Origin of the sequence: Acinetobacter sp. YH12100, assembly GCF_013419135.1 — a bacterium.
GTDB classification, from domain to species: Bacteria; Pseudomonadota; Gammaproteobacteria; order Pseudomonadales; family Moraxellaceae; genus Acinetobacter; species Acinetobacter pseudolwoffii.
Genome location: NZ_VPAQ01000010.1, coordinates 1 through 15,902, shown reverse-complemented (window position 1 = coordinate 15,902; position 15,902 = coordinate 1). Strand labels below are relative to the sequence as shown.

13 protein-coding genes are annotated in these 15,902 nt (G+C 44.8%); 4 read left to right on the top strand and 9 right to left on the bottom strand.

Annotated elements, in window-relative coordinates; genetic code table 11:
* Window positions 1-2 precede the first annotated feature (2 nt).
* Together proC and FTU40_RS08285 are read left to right on the top strand one after the other, a co-directional pair.
* Window positions 3-842: a pyrroline-5-carboxylate reductase gene (proC, locus tag FTU40_RS08290; RefSeq protein ID WP_005095818.1), complete on the top strand. Its 840-nt coding sequence runs from the start codon at window positions 3-5 to the stop codon at window positions 840-842.
* A gap of 19 nt (window positions 843-861) precedes the next feature.
* Window positions 862-1,431 carry a YggT family protein gene (locus tag FTU40_RS08285; protein WP_005095820.1) on the top strand — a complete coding sequence of 190 codons (570 nt, stop codon included), beginning with the start codon at window positions 862-864 and terminating at the stop codon, window positions 1,429-1,431.
* 304 nt (window positions 1,432-1,735) lie between these two features.
* Here the strand turns inward: FTU40_RS08285 and polA are convergent, their stop codons facing one another.
* On the bottom strand, window positions 1,736-4,498 hold the full coding sequence (gene polA, locus FTU40_RS08280; protein WP_180040479.1) for a DNA polymerase I: 2,763 nt from the start codon (window positions 4,496-4,498) through the stop codon (window positions 1,736-1,738).
* A gap of 161 nt (window positions 4,499-4,659) precedes the next feature.
* Between polA and FTU40_RS08275 the strand changes: the two genes are divergently transcribed.
* On the top strand, window positions 4,660-7,368 hold the full coding sequence (locus FTU40_RS08275) for a DUF2339 domain-containing protein (RefSeq protein WP_180040477.1): 2,709 nt from the start codon (window positions 4,660-4,662) through the stop codon (window positions 7,366-7,368).
* 47 nt (window positions 7,369-7,415) lie between these two features.
* On the opposite strand, the gene FTU40_RS08270 is transcribed toward FTU40_RS08275, so the two are convergent.
* Window positions 7,416-8,339: a mechanosensitive ion channel family protein gene (locus FTU40_RS08270; protein ID WP_180040475.1), complete on the bottom strand. Its 924-nt coding sequence runs from the start codon at window positions 8,337-8,339 to the stop codon at window positions 7,416-7,418.
* A gap of 9 nt (window positions 8,340-8,348) precedes the next feature.
* A complete protein-coding gene (locus FTU40_RS08265; protein WP_167381259.1) occupies window positions 8,349-9,128 on the bottom strand; it encodes a hypothetical protein in 780 nt (259 codons plus the stop codon).
* A gap of 144 nt (window positions 9,129-9,272) precedes the next feature.
* Between FTU40_RS08265 and gspE the strand changes: the two genes are divergently transcribed.
* Window positions 9,273-10,760 (top strand): type II secretion system ATPase GspE, encoded by a 1,488-nt coding sequence (gene gspE, locus FTU40_RS08260; RefSeq protein ID WP_005172539.1) that lies wholly within the window; start codon window positions 9,273-9,275, stop codon window positions 10,758-10,760.
* Between the two features lie 49 nt (window positions 10,761-10,809).
* On the opposite strand, the gene FTU40_RS08255 is transcribed toward gspE, so the two are convergent.
* From FTU40_RS08255 to FTU40_RS08230, 6 genes are all read right to left on the bottom strand, one after another.
* Entirely contained in the window at window positions 10,810-11,202 is a 393-nt protein-coding gene (locus tag FTU40_RS08255) for a DUF4951 domain-containing protein (protein WP_005095834.1), read from the bottom strand.
* A gap of 176 nt (window positions 11,203-11,378) precedes the next feature.
* On the bottom strand, window positions 11,379-11,804 hold the full coding sequence (locus FTU40_RS08250) for an organic hydroperoxide resistance protein (RefSeq protein WP_005095836.1): 426 nt from the start codon (window positions 11,802-11,804) through the stop codon (window positions 11,379-11,381).
* 105 nt (window positions 11,805-11,909) lie between these two features.
* Entirely contained in the window at window positions 11,910-12,737 is an 828-nt protein-coding gene (locus tag FTU40_RS08245) for a carbon-nitrogen hydrolase family protein (RefSeq protein WP_180040473.1), read from the bottom strand.
* Window positions 12,738-12,757: 20 nt separating this feature from the next.
* A complete protein-coding gene (gene gigB / locus FTU40_RS08240; RefSeq protein WP_004647542.1) occupies window positions 12,758-13,276 on the bottom strand; it encodes an anti-anti-sigma factor GigB in 519 nt (172 codons plus the stop codon).
* A 112-nt stretch (window positions 13,277-13,388) separates the two neighbouring features.
* Window positions 13,389-14,357, bottom strand: a complete 969-nt coding sequence (gene gigA / locus FTU40_RS08235) for an RsbU family protein phosphatase GigA (protein ID WP_180040471.1) — start codon at window positions 14,355-14,357, stop codon at window positions 13,389-13,391.
* Window positions 14,358-14,459: 102 nt separating this feature from the next.
* Window positions 14,460-15,350, bottom strand: coding sequence for a VacJ family lipoprotein (locus FTU40_RS08230; protein ID WP_005095841.1), 891 nt, complete (start codon window positions 15,348-15,350; stop codon window positions 14,460-14,462).
* Window positions 15,351-15,902 lie beyond the last annotated feature (552 nt).

Here is a 15,902-nt window from a genome sequence, read left to right as displayed (position 1 = left end):
ACATGAGTGCAGCTTTAAATTGTAATATTAGTTTTATTGGTGGCGGTAATATGGCCCAAGCCTTAATTGGCGGCCTGATTTCGCGTGGTTTGCCAACAACACGTATTACAGTTTCTGATCCGGTCGAACAAGTCCGTGCCTTACTTGCGGAAAAAGAAATCAATGTGACCGATGATAATAGCGCTGCAATTCAGGATGCAGATATTGTGGTGTTTGCGGTAAAGCCTCAAGTTTTGGCACAAGTGTTACAGCCTTTAAAAGGTCTGGTCAATGATAAGCTGATTATTTCCATTGTTGCCGGTGCGGAAATAGCGACATTGGCAAGCTTATTGGGGACAGCGCGTATTGTACGGGTCATGCCGAATACGCCAGCCTTGGTACAAACCGGGGCGCATGGTCTATACGCCCACGAAGATGTAGAAAATAGTGACCGTGATTTGGCCAGTCAGGTTTTAGCCTCTACGGGCTTGACCATTTGGGTGAATTCAGAAGCGCAAATTGATGCGGTGACTGCCGTATCGGGTTCGGGGCCGGCTTACTTTTTCTATATGATGGAAAGTATGATTCGTGCGGGCAAAAATTTAGGGCTGGATGAAAAAGTGGCTACGGCGCTGACCTTGCAAACGGCTTTAGGTGCGGCACAAATGGCGATCACCAGTTCGAACACCCCAGCCGAGCTGCGTAAAAATGTGACCTCTCCAAATGGAACGACACAGGCAGCCCTTGAAGTCTTCGATCGCGCCCAGATTTCTCAAAATATTCAGGCCGCACTTGCTGCTGCACAAAAACGCAGTCAAGAACTGGCACAAGAGCTCAGTGAAAGCAGCAAATCTTCAGTTTAATTTTTAGGAACGTTCAAGTATGGGTGCAAATTCTGCGCTAATTTTTGGCATTATCATTAACGTCGCGATTTTGCTCGTATTCTTCCGATTTTTAATGCAATTGGCTGCTGTCAGCCCCTACAATCCCGTGGTTCTTTCGACTGTAAAAGCCACTAAAATTGTAGATGTGTTTGGTCGAATTTTCCCAACTTTGGCCAAAGGCCGTGTCAATACTGCCGCTTTGGCATTATTGGTGGTACTGTATTTGCTGAAAATTTTCGGCATGATGTATCTCTCTGGTGGCATGCCGAATGGTCCTGTGCATTTACTGATTTTGACCTTTGTCACCATGATGCAGGACTTGATCCGTTTCTGTCGTTATTTGATTTTCGCTACGATTATCTTAAGTTGGGTGGTGATGTTTACCCAGTCTCGTTCACCGTATATTGAAGTGGTTCAGGAGTTGGCTGAACCATTGCTGGCACCTTTCCGTAAGATTATGCCAAATATGGGGATGATCGATCTCTCTCCAATTTTTGCTATTTTAACCTTGATCATCATTGAAATGATCATGAATCAGGTGGCAATTGTATTGTTGACCGGACTTTAATCGGATTCAAATAAAAAGGACGCTGAGGCGTCCTTTTTATTTGCGCCTCCCTTTTCTAAAGGGAGGTTGGGAGGGGTTTAAATTTCCCCAAACCCCTCTTTTTCAAAGAGGGGCTTTACCTTACATCTTCCAACTCAAAATTATGGACTTCAAGAAAGGCATAGGAATAAGTAAATGAAAGTTCCTCTTCCTTTGGGATGAGAAGCATTGCTGCGCAAGGGGGAGAGGGGTTTAAAACCAACCTGCATCCCCTTGCCGAATATATGCCTCATCTCCTATAAGGAGGAAGGGGCTTAAAGGCGCATTAATGCGCCTCATCCCAGTTTTTACCTTTACCGACTTCAACCACCAACGGTACAGAAATCTGCAATACCGATTGCATGACTTCAGCCAGTTTCGGTGCCAATTCATCGGCAATAGCTTCATCGACTTCAAACACCAGTTCATCGTGGACTTGCAACAGCATTTTGGCCTGATCTTTTGGCAACATCTTGTCGACTTCAATCATTGCCATTTTAATGATATCTGCAGCCGAACCCTGTAGCGGGGCATTAATTGCAGCACGTTCTGCTGCTTTACGCACCATCATATTACGAGCATCAATATCCGGTGTATATAAACGACGACCAGAAACGGTTTCGACAAAACCTTGATCGAGTGCCACCTGACGGGTGCGTTGCATATATTCATAAATCCCCGGATAACGATGGAAATACTGTTTAATGTATTCTTGTGACTCTTGACGAGTAAAGCCCAACTGACGGGTTAGACCGAATTCAGACATGCCATAGAGCAGACCAAAATTCACGGCTTTGGCTTGGCGACGTTGATCATTTGTCACCTCTTCAAAAGCGATGCCCAAAACTTCTGCTGCAGTACGACGATGCACGTCCTGACCGTGATTAAAGGCATGTACCAAGGCTTCGTCTTGGGAAAAATGCGCCATGAGGCGTAATTCAATTTGTGAATAATCGGCAGCGAGCAGCACACGACCTTTCGGTGCTACAAAAGCTTTACGAATTTGACGGCCAATTTTTTCGCGAATGGGAATATTTTGTAAATTTGGATCTGTTGAAGATAGACGACCCGTTGCAGTCAGCGCTTGATGATAACTGGTGTGCACGCGGCCACTGTCATTATTGGCCTGTTTGCATAAACCATCGGTATAGGTGCTTTTCAGTTTAGACAGGCCACGATATTCCAAAATCAATGCGGCAATCGGATGATCCAGTTTTTCTAAAATACTTTCACTGGTGCTGTATTGGCCAGTCGAGGTTTTTTTGCCGCCTTTGAGGCCCAGCTTATCAAACAAAATTTCACCGACTTGTTTTGGTGAGCTGACATTAAAACTTTGATCTGCTAATTCAATAATCTGGTTTTCCAGATTCTGAATGGTTTGTGCAAATTCTTCACTGAGCTGGTCAAGGAAATGCACGTCTAACTGAATGCCATTTTCTTCCATTTTCGTTAATACACGTGCCACCGGCATTTCAATGCGATGCAAAAGCTGACTTAATTCAGGATGGACTTTGAGTTTTTCATCCAAAACTTCATAAAGACGATAAGTGACATGAGCATCTTCAGCAGCATAATGTGCAGCGGTTTCCAGCGGAATCTGGTTAAAGGTTTTCTGTTTGGCTCCTTTACCGGCAACTTGTTCATAGGTCGTGGTCAGATGGCTCAAATACAGACGCGCCACATCATCCATACCATGACGGGTTGCCACAGAATTCAGCACATACGATGCCAGCATGGTATCAAAATACCAGCCTGCCAAATGAATGCCATGATTTTCCAGTACATGCGCATCGTATTTCAGATGATGACCAATTTTCTGTACGCTGTCATCTTCCAGAATCGGCTTGATCTGTGCCAAGATGACTTCACGATTGAGCTGTTCCGGTGCGCCTTCATAATCATGGGCCAAAGGAACATAGTAAGCATCGTTGGCATCAAAGGCGACCGAGAAGCCGACAATCTGCGCGATACGATAATCCAGACTGGTGGTTTCAGTATCAAAGGCAAAACGTTTTTCGCTACTTAAGCGCGCAAACAGCTTGTCCCAGTCCTGCTGGTTTAACACACTATGATAGGTTGCTTGACCTAGCTGATCATCGCCACTGGTCACAGAAGCATGATCTTCTGTGGTGTCTGGCAGAGTTGCCGGTTTGGCGGTAATGGATCTTGCCGCCTGTTTATAATTTGAATGATTCGGGTTGTTTGGGTGATCTAAGGATTGTAGCTGATTACGAAATTCCAGCTCGGTGTACAAATGACGTAAGGTCTCGACATTCGGCTCACCCAGTTTTAAATCGTCATAACCAAAGTTAAGATCCAGATCGATCACAATACTGGCCAGTTGATGGTCCAGTGCAATGCCCTCCACATGCTCTTTAATATTTTGACCGACTTTGCCTTTGATCTTGTCGACATTTTCTAAAATGCCGCCAATCGAACCATATTCGGTTAGCAGTTTTGCCGCGGTTTTGGCACCGACACCCGGCACGCCCATGATGCCATCAGAAGCATCGCCCATCAGGGTCAGGTAATCAATAATCTGATTTGGCCATACGCCAAACTTTTCAAACACGCCATCGACATCCAGCGGCTTTTCTTTAAAGCTGTCTTCCAGGGTCACTTTGTCTGTGACCAATTGCGCCATATCTTTATCACCAGTCGAAATCAGCACCTGATGTCCCAAGGCTTCGGCACGTTTGGCCAATGTTCCGATAATGTCATCGGCTTCGGCACCCGGCAAGGTATGCAGGGGAATACCCAGTGCACGAATCAAGGCATGCAAATAAGGAATCTGTTCGGATAATTCCGTCGGCATGCTCGGGCGGTCACCTTTATAAATCGGTGAAAGCTCATGCCGGAACGTCGGTTCTGGCGTATCGAAAATCACCGCCATATGGGTCGGTTGGATCCGACGCATCAGTTTTTGAATAGCAGAAATCGCACCACGAATTGCATTGGTATGTAAACCGGTTGACGTGGTTAATGGTGGCAGTGCATGAAAGGCACGAAATAAAAAGTAAGAGCCATCGACCAAGACAAATGGTGGCATGTAATCAATTCCTTATTCAAAATACAGCGCTATTGTACGTGATTTTTACTGCGCTCGCTGAGGCGAGTCTGAGTTTACAGCTTAGCGAATATCGGCTGAAGATGAAATAAGCAGCACAAGCTGTTGTATGATGGAATGATTCAGGAAAGAGAAATATAAGAATGGCTGCAGGACGCAATGAGTTACGCATGATCTGGCTGATTACTCTGCTAATTGTTGGGATCAGTGCTTGGTATCTGGATTATCAGATTGTGACTTATCTGTGTGGTGTGGGTTTTCTCTTCAGTGTGATGCAATATGTCAGCGCAGTAGAAGCCCCGCTACAGCAACTGGCTGCACAGCAGCAGAGGTCTCTGGAACGCAATTCGAAAGTTCCTTTATATGTCTCTTCAATTATTGCCATTGTCGGTGGGCTGGCCGAGCTTGACTGGTTGATGGGCATCGGGATTACCGCCTGGGTGTTCTTTTTACTCCGATGGCTGCAACGTCTGGAAGGGCGCTTGATACAGTTACAGTCGCAATCTTATTCTGCCGATCCACCACCCTCGACACCACCGAACTGGTCTGATGCTGCACCTGTGACTGCTCAACCGGCTCTAAATTCTCAGTCCACGCCTAATCTCATCGATCAAGTGCAGCGCTGGATCTTTCAGGGCAATCCGGTCTTAAAAGTCGCCATTAGTATTTTAGTGATCGGGATTATTTTGTTGCTGCGTTTTGCCACCGAGCACTGGCAGCTGAGTCTGGCTGCTAAATTAGGTCTGGTTGCGCTTGCCAGTTTGTTTGTAACAGGACTGGGCTATCGGCTGATTCCTAAAAACCGCAGTTTTGCTCTGGCGCTGGAAGGATTAGGTTTAGGGAGTTTGTTTCTGACATTATTCTTTGCCTATTACAATCTGGTGATTCCAACACTACCGCTGGCAGCATGTGTATTTATCATCATTTTGGCAATGACGCTGTATTTAAGTCTGAAACAGGAAAGTATCGAACTGGCCATAATGGCTTTGCTGATTGCTTATCTGGCGCCGTTTACCTTGCCAATCCGAGATGCTTCCGCTGTTGAGCTGATCAGTTATTACTTGCTGATTAATGTCGGGGTGGCAGTGCTGAGCAGCTTCCGCCCCTGGAAAATTCTCAATCAGATTGCCTTTTTAATTACGGCGATTGTCGGTGGAATGTATAGCCTGATTCATGGTGATACTCATGAGCGTTATGCCATGACTGCGCTGATTCTGGCGCATAGTGCGCTGTTTATCTGGCTGGGTTTTCGTTTTAGCCAGTTGCTGGCACGACAGGATTTGTCCCGTTTTCAGCTAAAACCGGTACTCGACTTGGCCTTGATTTTTGCCGCACCGATTACTGCTTATATTTTTCTGTATCTGATTCACTTTAATCAGCCCGATCAAAAACTCTGGCAAGCCGGTCTAAGTCTGTTGTTCGCAGGGGTCTTTGCCACTTGTTGGACTTTATTGCGCCAAAAACAAACGATTCAGCTTATTTCACAAAGTTATCTGAGTCTGATGCTGATTTTTCTGGCACTGGTGCCACCGATCTTATTGACCGAACAATGGAGTGTGGTTGGTTGGGCTGTGGAAGGGGTGCTGATTTATCTATGGGCCTTAGAGAAAAATGTCCGGGTGGCGCATTATTTAAGTATGGGCTTATTGTTGATGGCCGGATTTAGCAGCCTGTATTATCTGGTCGAAATCAATCCCACACCGCGGATGATTTTCTGGATTTTGAGTCTGTGTTATGTGGCAGTGGTGGCGATCAGTCAGCTTAAAGAAAAATACCAGCAGCAACTGGATAGCCTGAGTATCAGTTTTTTAAGTAGTTTAAGTGTTGCAGCCAGTTTAATGCTCTTTGCCTTGCTGGAAGATGAGTTTTCGAGTCAGCATGCCTATGTGTTGAGTTTATTCATCATCACACTGGGCTATGTGCTGTTGAATGAAATGATTCTGCGCAAAAATCAGCAATGGTCCTGGTTGCTACCGAAGTGGAGTGGTATCTCACCCTTGCTGGTCATTGCAGTGATTCTGACACTGGATCGTAGTCAAAATGCGGTGATTGTCTGGGATAGCGGTCTGGAGCGCGGGGTTTTTGCCCTTTCAGCTATATTACTGGCCATGCTGTGGCTCAGACCGCTGGCTGGTTTGCAGCTATCCAAAGAATGGATGAGCTTTGGTGTTTTTAGCAGCCTGGCTCTGGCAAGTTTATGCCTGATCCCGAACATGCCTTATCTGAGCATGGTGATTTTACCTTTATTATTCTGCCTGTGGTGCTATCGGCAGGATGTGCAGTCAGGCTGGCAGCAGCTTTGGCAAACCAAGAGCTGTTTATTGCTGATGGCAACTTGGCTGGTTTGTTCACAGCTGTTTAGCCAGCAAGCTTTTCAATATTACTGGCTGCCGATTCTCAATCCTTTTGACCTGATCAGTATTGCCATGTTTGCCAGTTTTATCTGGATGCTGTTACAGCAAATCAAGGTGGGACGTGATAAAGGCATGATTGCAGTTTTAATGGTACTAAGCCTGTTATGGCTTTCCAGTTATATGGTTTTAAGAGCTTTACATATGTATTTACACACGCCGTTTAATGAGCTGGCATTATGGAATAATGCAACAGTTCAGCTGAGTCTGACCATACTCTGGGTATTACTGGCCTGGATTACCATGTGGACGGCGACACTCAAAAAACTGAAACCGATGTGGATTTTAGGCGGCAGTATTCTGGTGATTGTGACTTTAAAGCTCGTACTATTTGACCTGTCGCATATTGGCACCCTGACGCGAGTCATTTCCTTCTTGCTGGCAGGTGGGGTGATGCTGCTGATTGCCTATATTGCGCCGATGCCAGAGAAAACTGATTGAATCCTCTCCCTAAGCCTCTCCTTTAAAAAGGAGAGGGAATCGAAGGGTTATTTCAGATCAGGCTCTCTTTTGAGTGCCTTGTCATTGGCATATTGGTCAATATCAACATTCTCTAAGGGGCGAGATAATGGATGGTCGACAAAGCCCATTTTCGGCACCGGAATTTCAATCTGATTATCGACAAAGCCATTACGAATCCGTTCCTGCATTTCATCACGTACTTTCAGATAATTTTCCTGTTGGCACCACACCGCAAACAGCAGTTCAATCGAAGATTCACGGAACGCAGTAACGGTGACGGCCGGTTTCGGGTCGGCCAGAACCAGTGGATATTTATTGGCGACATCCAGCAGCACTTCTCGTACTTTAATAATATCTTCGTGGAAATTGATCGCCAGCGTAATCGGAATACGCCGTATCGGAAATTTTGACAGGTTCTGTACCGGCGCCCGAATCAGCTGTTCATTCGGCAAACGTACATAGATATTATCCTGCGTGAGGAGTTTGACTGAAAGCAGGTCAATCGAAATCACTTCACCTTCAATGGTATGCCCACGAATCAAGGTGATTTGAATAGTATCACCGACTTCAAATGAACCTTCACCAATTAGGAACAGACCACTGATCAGGTTGGATGCCGAGGTTTGTGACGCAAAACCCAAGGCTACGGTGAGAATCCCGGCAGCCCCGAGGAAGACACTCAGTTTAAAACCGGCTTCTTTCAGGCTGGCCATTACAAACAGCAGGAAAATAAAATAGAAAATCCCGCGGCGCCAGACCAGCTTCTGATGGGCATTAAAACGTACACCAATGGTCCGAATAAAGGTATTGGAAATAAAGCGCGCAATCAGGAAACCAATAAAACATAACACCACCGCGACCAAAATTTCGGTTAAACGGTCGGTATTGATATTGGTAAATACTCCCTTCAGGCTGTTGGTGACTTCGGTCGGAATATTTGAACTTGGCATCAGACGCCCTTAGAAAAATGAATCAAACATATTAAATAAAGCGCCCGCCGGATCACGCGGTGGATGCAGATAGGCGACTTCACCGGCATTTGGCGGGGTACGGTTCTCCACCCGAATACGCGGTGGGCGGTCCGAACCTTCATGCAAGACCCGGATTTGCGAGGTCCATAAGCGCCCGGTACTTTCACTGTAAAATAACGGCAGGGCAGGCACCGGGACATTCATCCGGTCAAAGCGCAATTGCTGGTTACTGGTATTGTGAAATTCAATCGGTGTAACCGCACGAAAAGCGCGTGGATGCAATTGTTTCAGTTCAGTTCTGCCATCGACTGCAGTGGCATAGCAGATTTCACCTGAGCGATGATTCGGCCCAAACCAGGTGTCTTTTGGCAAGATCACCGGGAGATCAAAAATTGGTTCGCGCTGCCCCTCGACAAAACCGGCAATCCATAAGGGCGTGCTGATATAAAGCGTACCACGTTGTCCGGCAGGAATATAAATCGGATCAACCGGCTTGATCACCACCGAACGGTTTGCCAAACGTGGCATCAACTGTAATTTATTTTGGGTGGATTTGAACATATAACGTTCAATGTGCACCGGCGCTGGAAAGGCAAAGTTCGGATCATCAATCTGATGCCATTGCTGCTCATAATCATATTGCACCACAGGACGATAGTATTCCAGTCGCCATTCCTGAATGCCTCGAGTCAGACGAAACAGCAAGGAACCAAACTGCCAGGCTTTGGATTGATTTATTTCAAAAATCTGTTCTCCCCACCAGCGCATTTTCGCTGTATTCGGGATTAATTCATCTTTATCTTGCGGCAATGTTGGCACCCTTTCTTGCTAAATCTTTGAAAACATACTTCACGCTGTCATATGCTTAGAGTACACTCAATTTAAATTTTTTCATCATTATTATAATCCGCGATGCAAGTACTTAAACAATTACAAATCCCATATAGCTTCGCCAAGCGCCATGGTGTGCTGTTGCGTTATGAGGGAGATCAGGCCTTTATTCTGCGTCGTGACAATACCTCGATGCTTGCATTGCAGGAAGCGCGCCGTCTGCTCGGTTATCCGGCTCATTTTCAGCTGTGCAGCGAACAGGAATTTAACCAGTTACTCAGCTCCAGTTTTGCCGGAGATAGCGGCGAATCACAACAGGTGGCTGCGGGTCTGGAAGATCATCCGGATTTACTCAGTCTGGCCGATTCCGTACCTGAAGCTGAAGATCTGATGGATCAGGAAGATGATGCGCCGATTGTACGACTGATCAATGCATTATTGTCTGAAGCGATTCGGGTCGGGGCTTCCGATATTCATATTGAATCTTTTGAGAAAAAACTGTCGGTACGTTTACGGGTCGATGGCCAGCTCCGTGAAATTGTCCAGCCACGCCGTGAACTTGCGCCGCTTTTGGTCTCGCGGATTAAAGTCATGGCCAAACTGGATATTGCGGAAAAGCGTATTCCACAAGATGGTCGTATTTCCTTGCGTCTGGCCGGACGTGAAGTCGATGTCCGTGTATCTACTTTGCCATCCTCTCATGGTGAGCGTGTGGTGATGCGTCTGCTGGACAAGCAGGCCGGTCGTTTAAATATGACCCATTTGGGCTTGATGAATAATGACTATGATCGACTGAAAACTCTGGTGCATCGTCCACACGGCATTATTTTAGTCACTGGCCCCACCGGTTCGGGTAAAACCACCACCTTATATGCCGCACTTTCTGACCTGAATGATGGTTCCAAAAACATCCTCACCGCTGAAGATCCGATTGAATATCAACTGGAAGGTATTGGTCAGACCCAGGTGAATACCAAAGTGGATATGACCTTTGCACGTGCCTTAAAAGCCATGCTGCGCCAAGATCCTGATGTGGTGATGGTGGGTGAAATTCGTGATCTGGAGACCGCAGAAATTGCGGTGCAGGCCTCCTTGACGGGGCATCTGGTGTTGTCGACCCTGCATACCAATACCGCGATTGGTGCTGTCACGCGTTTGAAGGATATGGGCATTGAGCCGTTCCTGCTTTCAAGTTCCCTGATTGGGGTAATTGCCCAGCGTCTGGTCAGAACGTTATGTCCGCATTGCGCGACCTGGCATGAAGCAGATGCTTTTGAAAAGAAACTGTTTGAAAATATTGAACATCCACAGGATTTAAGACTGCCGCAACCACAGGGTTGTGAACGCTGTGGCAATACTGGTTTTAGTGGGCGTACTGCGATTTATGAAATTGTGCCCGTCGATGATCATATGCGCCGTCTGGTTCATGGCAATGCGGCCGAATACGAAATAGAAAGTTATGCACGGCAGCAATCCGGTTCGATTCGGGATGATGGTCTGCGCAAGGTATTGGCAGGGAAAACTACCATTGAAGAAGTGTTACGGGTCACCAATGAAGCAGCAGAATAATTTTCTAATCTGCTGCTTTTAATGACTTGTCCTCAGGATATCTGGATATTTACCAGAGGCTGACGATTTTTTTCATCAGTTGGGCCCGAAAAGGTGCAGTCGGATTACCCGGATTCCGCTGAGTTTCATTTTCATAGAAGGTCTGCCAGGCCTGCGCCATTTCTAAAGTAACCCCATCCTGTTTCATTTTTTCAACATCGGCTGTGGTGACACGCTGGAAACGGACTTCGGCATCTTTGGGGCCAGCACCCCAACCAATGATACCTTTACCAAATTCAGGCAGAATCATATTGTTGGGTGTTGCAGGAATGGGCAGACGTTCAATCTCGGCATTAACTACAGATTTTACTTGGGGGCGAACTTTTTCTGAAATTTGCAGCTCTGCAAAAGAGGCAGTCGCAATGCTGAACAGGAGAGAACTAGAAATAAATAATTTAAACATAAGGTGATTTAAAATAAATTATTGCAAATAAGAATCATTATATATAAGTATTAAGATTTTTGCTTTTGTTTTGAAAATAGAATTGGCCTTTAAGGGAAGATGCAGCGATTAAAATTTTATAATAGCGCTCTAGCTATCCTGAAGCATTTTTTCAGGATAGCGGTTGAATCGAAAAATTAAGTAATGACGTTTAAGTTCACATCAATATTATTGCGGGTTGCATTTGAATACGGACAGACAATATGCGCGGCATCTACCAGTTTTTGCGCTTCTTGCTGATCCATACCTTCAAGATGGATATTTAAAGTCACCTCAATACCAAACCCGGTCGGAATTGGACCAATTCCTACATCACCCTCGATATAAGCATCTTTACTCATATTCAGTTTGTCACGATTGGCAACAAATTTCATCGCACCCAAGAAACATGCCGAATAACCTGCGGCAAAGAGCTGTTCAGGGTTGGTTCCACCACCAGGTCCCCCCATTTCTTTGGGCACGGCCAATTGTACATCTAAAATCTGATCGTCAGAGGTGGCGCGGCCATCACGACCACCTGTGGCTTTGGCATGTGCGGTATAGACGGCTTTTTCTAATGACATGAGCTTAATCCCTATTTATTGTTCATGGAGCTTCTATGCTCGGCGATTTTGCCTGAAGAATAAGCAGGGATTTTGTTAATTTATGCAAGTATCCGGGCAGGTTTCTTAAGAAAGTTGTAGCAGTTTACGATGTTGCATTAAAGGCATGGATTCACGGATTTTTTGCTGTTCACTTAAATCAAAGTCCACCGTAATCAAATGTGCGCCATCAGTATGGATCATATTCAACAGTTGGCCGCGGCTATTGGTGGCAGCTGCATGCCCCCAAGTCTGACGTTTTTCACCATGCCAGCCTTGTTGAGCAGCGCCAAGTACCGAACACTGGCTATCCATGGCACGGGTTTGCAGCAATAACTGCCAGTGCATTTCACCGGTGGTATAGGTAAATGCAGAAGGCGCAGTCAGGAGATTTGCACCCTTAGCACGTAAGCTTAAAGCCAGTTCTGGAAAGCGCAGGTCATAACAGACCATCAAGCCGATATTGCCAAAAGGAGTCTTGGCAACGACCACATCTGTGCCGGGTTCAAAGAATTTAGACTCCTGATAACCACCGACAGCATCGCCGACTTGCACATCAAACAAATGAATTTTGTCATAACGCGCTTCGGTTCGTTCAGGACTGATACACAGACTGACAGTACGCACCCGGCCATCTTGAATGATTGAACCATCCGGACGATAAGGGCAGGGCAAAGTCCCGGCCACAATCCAGGTTTGATATTGATGGGCAAGTTGTTCTAGACGTTGTTGAATGACTTCAAATTGTGCAGCAGTTTCACGTTGTTTGCCTGCTGCGAAACAGACGAAATTTTCCGGGAAAACAATTAACTCAGCACCATTGGCCTTACTTTGTTGAATTAAAGACTCAATCTCCACAAAATTGGCGTCAATTTCATTTTGAGAATTCATTTGTGCAACAGAAAGTAAAGTCATGCGGTCCTCTTATATAGTCGTTATACCTTTTGCTCGGAGATTTTATCTAAATTGTCTTGCTCTTTCTGTAACTGTTTGACTAAAGGTTCAAACATATTCTGGTTGCTTTGATTTAGCTTCATCAAGGTTTTATGCGCATCCAGAACGGTATTTAGCATATTTTGATGCGTGACATGTTCTTCCATCAGCGCACGGGTGCAGACATTCGGATCGCCACAATAATTCAGAATCACAAACACCTGGCTCAGTCCCATACTGTTGGCCAAAGTAGTAATGTCGGAATTGGTAGAAAGCATAACAGCTTGAATATTATGTACTTGCTTGAGTTTCAGTCCTAACTTGGCCAAAACACCGAGTACGGTACTGTCAATAAAACTGGTTTCGGTGAGATCAACGATAGCGCCAACTACGTTGTCCTGCTGTTCAATTTTGTTCAGTAATTTGTCTAGACTAATACAAGATTGGGCACGCACTTCGCCGATAAGCTTAAAAATATGCGTTCCATTCAGACTTGCATATTCAACATGACCTGTTGACATATAAATGCCATTTGCAGAGAAGGATATTAAATTATCCCATAGGGTGTATTGATACTCAAGTAGCTGAAAGTGGTAATCAAATTAAGTGCTTATAAAGTCTGTAAATATACTGCTAATTTACGCGGATAAAGCTTAAAAAGGCGATATCGTCGGCCACATGTTCTGGAGCCTGAAATGACTCATTCTGCAAGTGATGTAATAATTGCGAAAATTGCTCATTTAATCCACCATCAAAGGGTTCCAGTGCACCATCTGAACAGATAATAAAACGGGCATTAGGGCTTAATACCCATTCGTTTTCTTCAACCTCAAGCTCTTCGGTCAGGCCTAAAGGGAAGCTGCTGGTAGAGAAAATCTTAGGTTCTTGATGAGGTTCAAATATAATCGGTGGGGGATAATGTCCGGCACTGGACCATTTTAATACATGGGTTTCCAGATTTAAAATCCCGGCAATCATGGTGATGTGCTTTTCAATATTTTCCTGCATTAGCATGCCGTTAAGCTTTTTAATCAGCTCGCGCGGCGTTTTGGAGCGACCGTGAAAAGCAGCCATCCAGGACGTGAGTAAACTACTGGTGACGCCATGTCCAGATACATCGGCCAAATAGAAAATCACTTCTTTGTCGCTAATTTTCCAGTAATCATACCAATCTCCTGAAAGATAGGCTGAAGGCTGAAAATAAGTTTCGACCTCATAATTGGTCAGTTTAATCGGGTTGGGTAACAATCTTTTTTGTAGTTCTGCCGCAGAAGGCAGATCACGGCTATCCTGGTTACGTTTATATTGCGCATCAATTTTTTGCAGCGCCAGGTCAGGATTTTCAGGAAGTTTATTCCAGATCCAGCCTGCCAGCGCCCCTTGCTCCCAAGCCTGAGCCAACGCTGTGCCTTCATGCTCTAAGGCCAGCACAATGGTAGGCAGATTCCACTTATATTTCAGATAGTCATGTACATCTGCAATTGCGATAATCGTAGAATCATGCAGCTCATGATCATCCAGATAGATCATCTGAATATGCGGAAGCGTATCAAGTACCTGATCTAAATAGGGAATATCACGAGTCGGTTGAATGAAATACATAAAAAAGTGATTCGATCTCAGGGTTGGTTATACGATGTACTATAACAAGCAAGGTATTGCTAGCGAACAGATTTCACTAGCAATCATACATCAAGCATGAACTTAAAGATCTTCTTCTGAAGATTCAATATTGTTCTCATCAAAAGGTACATCTTCAGAACTATCTTCTTCGAAGTCATCTTCTAGGAATAGGGTATCTTGTTCTGTACCTTTCTTTTCAGCAATCGCGTAGTTGGTGCGTTGCAAGTAAATATCCCGAATCTGGGCATAACGATCACCGGTCAGCACCCCTTCAACATCCAGTATTTCCGAGCGGTTATCAATGGCACGCCAGAACTGGTCGGTCCAGTAAAGCCCATCTTCATCTTCGAGAAGATATTTTTGTGGGCGGGTTTGACTATCTACAGCAGTACCAATCACCCCACGCACTGAACTTGGGCCTAAAAATGGCAACATAATATAAGGACCAGACGCAACACCATAATAACCCAAAGTAGTTCCAAATCTCTCGTCTTCATGACTTAAACCAAGGCGACGTGCCGGATCAGCCAAACCTAAGGTCGTTAAAGTATTAATGGTAAAACGTCCCAAGGATTTTGCTGCGCGGGTCGGACGGCCCTGAATCAGCTGATTGACTACATTCCAGGGTTCACCCAGGTTATTACGGAAATTGGTGTAGCTACCGCGGACATCCTGTGGAACTTTCTCAACATACTGAACAGCTATAGGACGTACCACAGTACGGTCAATCGCATCATTAAACTGATAAATCTTTCTATTTAACGGTTGGAAAGGATCTTTGACTTCTTCAGCCTGTGCTGCACTGGCATCGACTTTTAGCTGTGTCTGTAATTGTTGTGCCTTGGCCGATATTTTGGTTCTGAGTGGCGTTTTCAAAGATTCATTTTCCACATCCGTGTTGACCTCTGCGAAAACATGTACGCTTGATACTAGAGAAAATAAGCATATAGATAAGTAAATAGAACGATGCATAAGGAAACCCGAGGCCTTGTCTGAGTAAAGAGCACTACTTATTAGTATAAAAATAATAAACGTTATATTCACGAATAGACATCATTTAAGCAAATTTGTATAAAAAATGAATGAAAATACACAAAAAGAGTAAAAAATGTACATGCAAAATAATTTTCTTGAAAAAGGTGTTGCAAGCGCTCTGAAATGCTGTAGAATGCACATCCATCGGCAGTGATGAAGATTAAAACTTCTGATAAAACAGTAACTTAGCACGAGGTGTTAAGATTGGGTTTTGTTGGTTAAGTTCAAATTAATTTGAATTACGGATTGACACTTTAGAAATTCAGTGTAATATAGCCGACCTAGCTTGCTGGTGACGAATCAGCAAGAAGATCATTAAGAGATTATGAAGAACAACTTGTGTGGATTTTTACTGGTTGATCGATCGAAATTATTTTCATTGATTGATGGTAGAAATTACTCGAAGTTTATTTGAGAAATATTTGTCAGAAAATTGATGAGCCAAGATTGGTGTCCTTTAGGCACTACTGATTTTAAACTGAAGAGTTT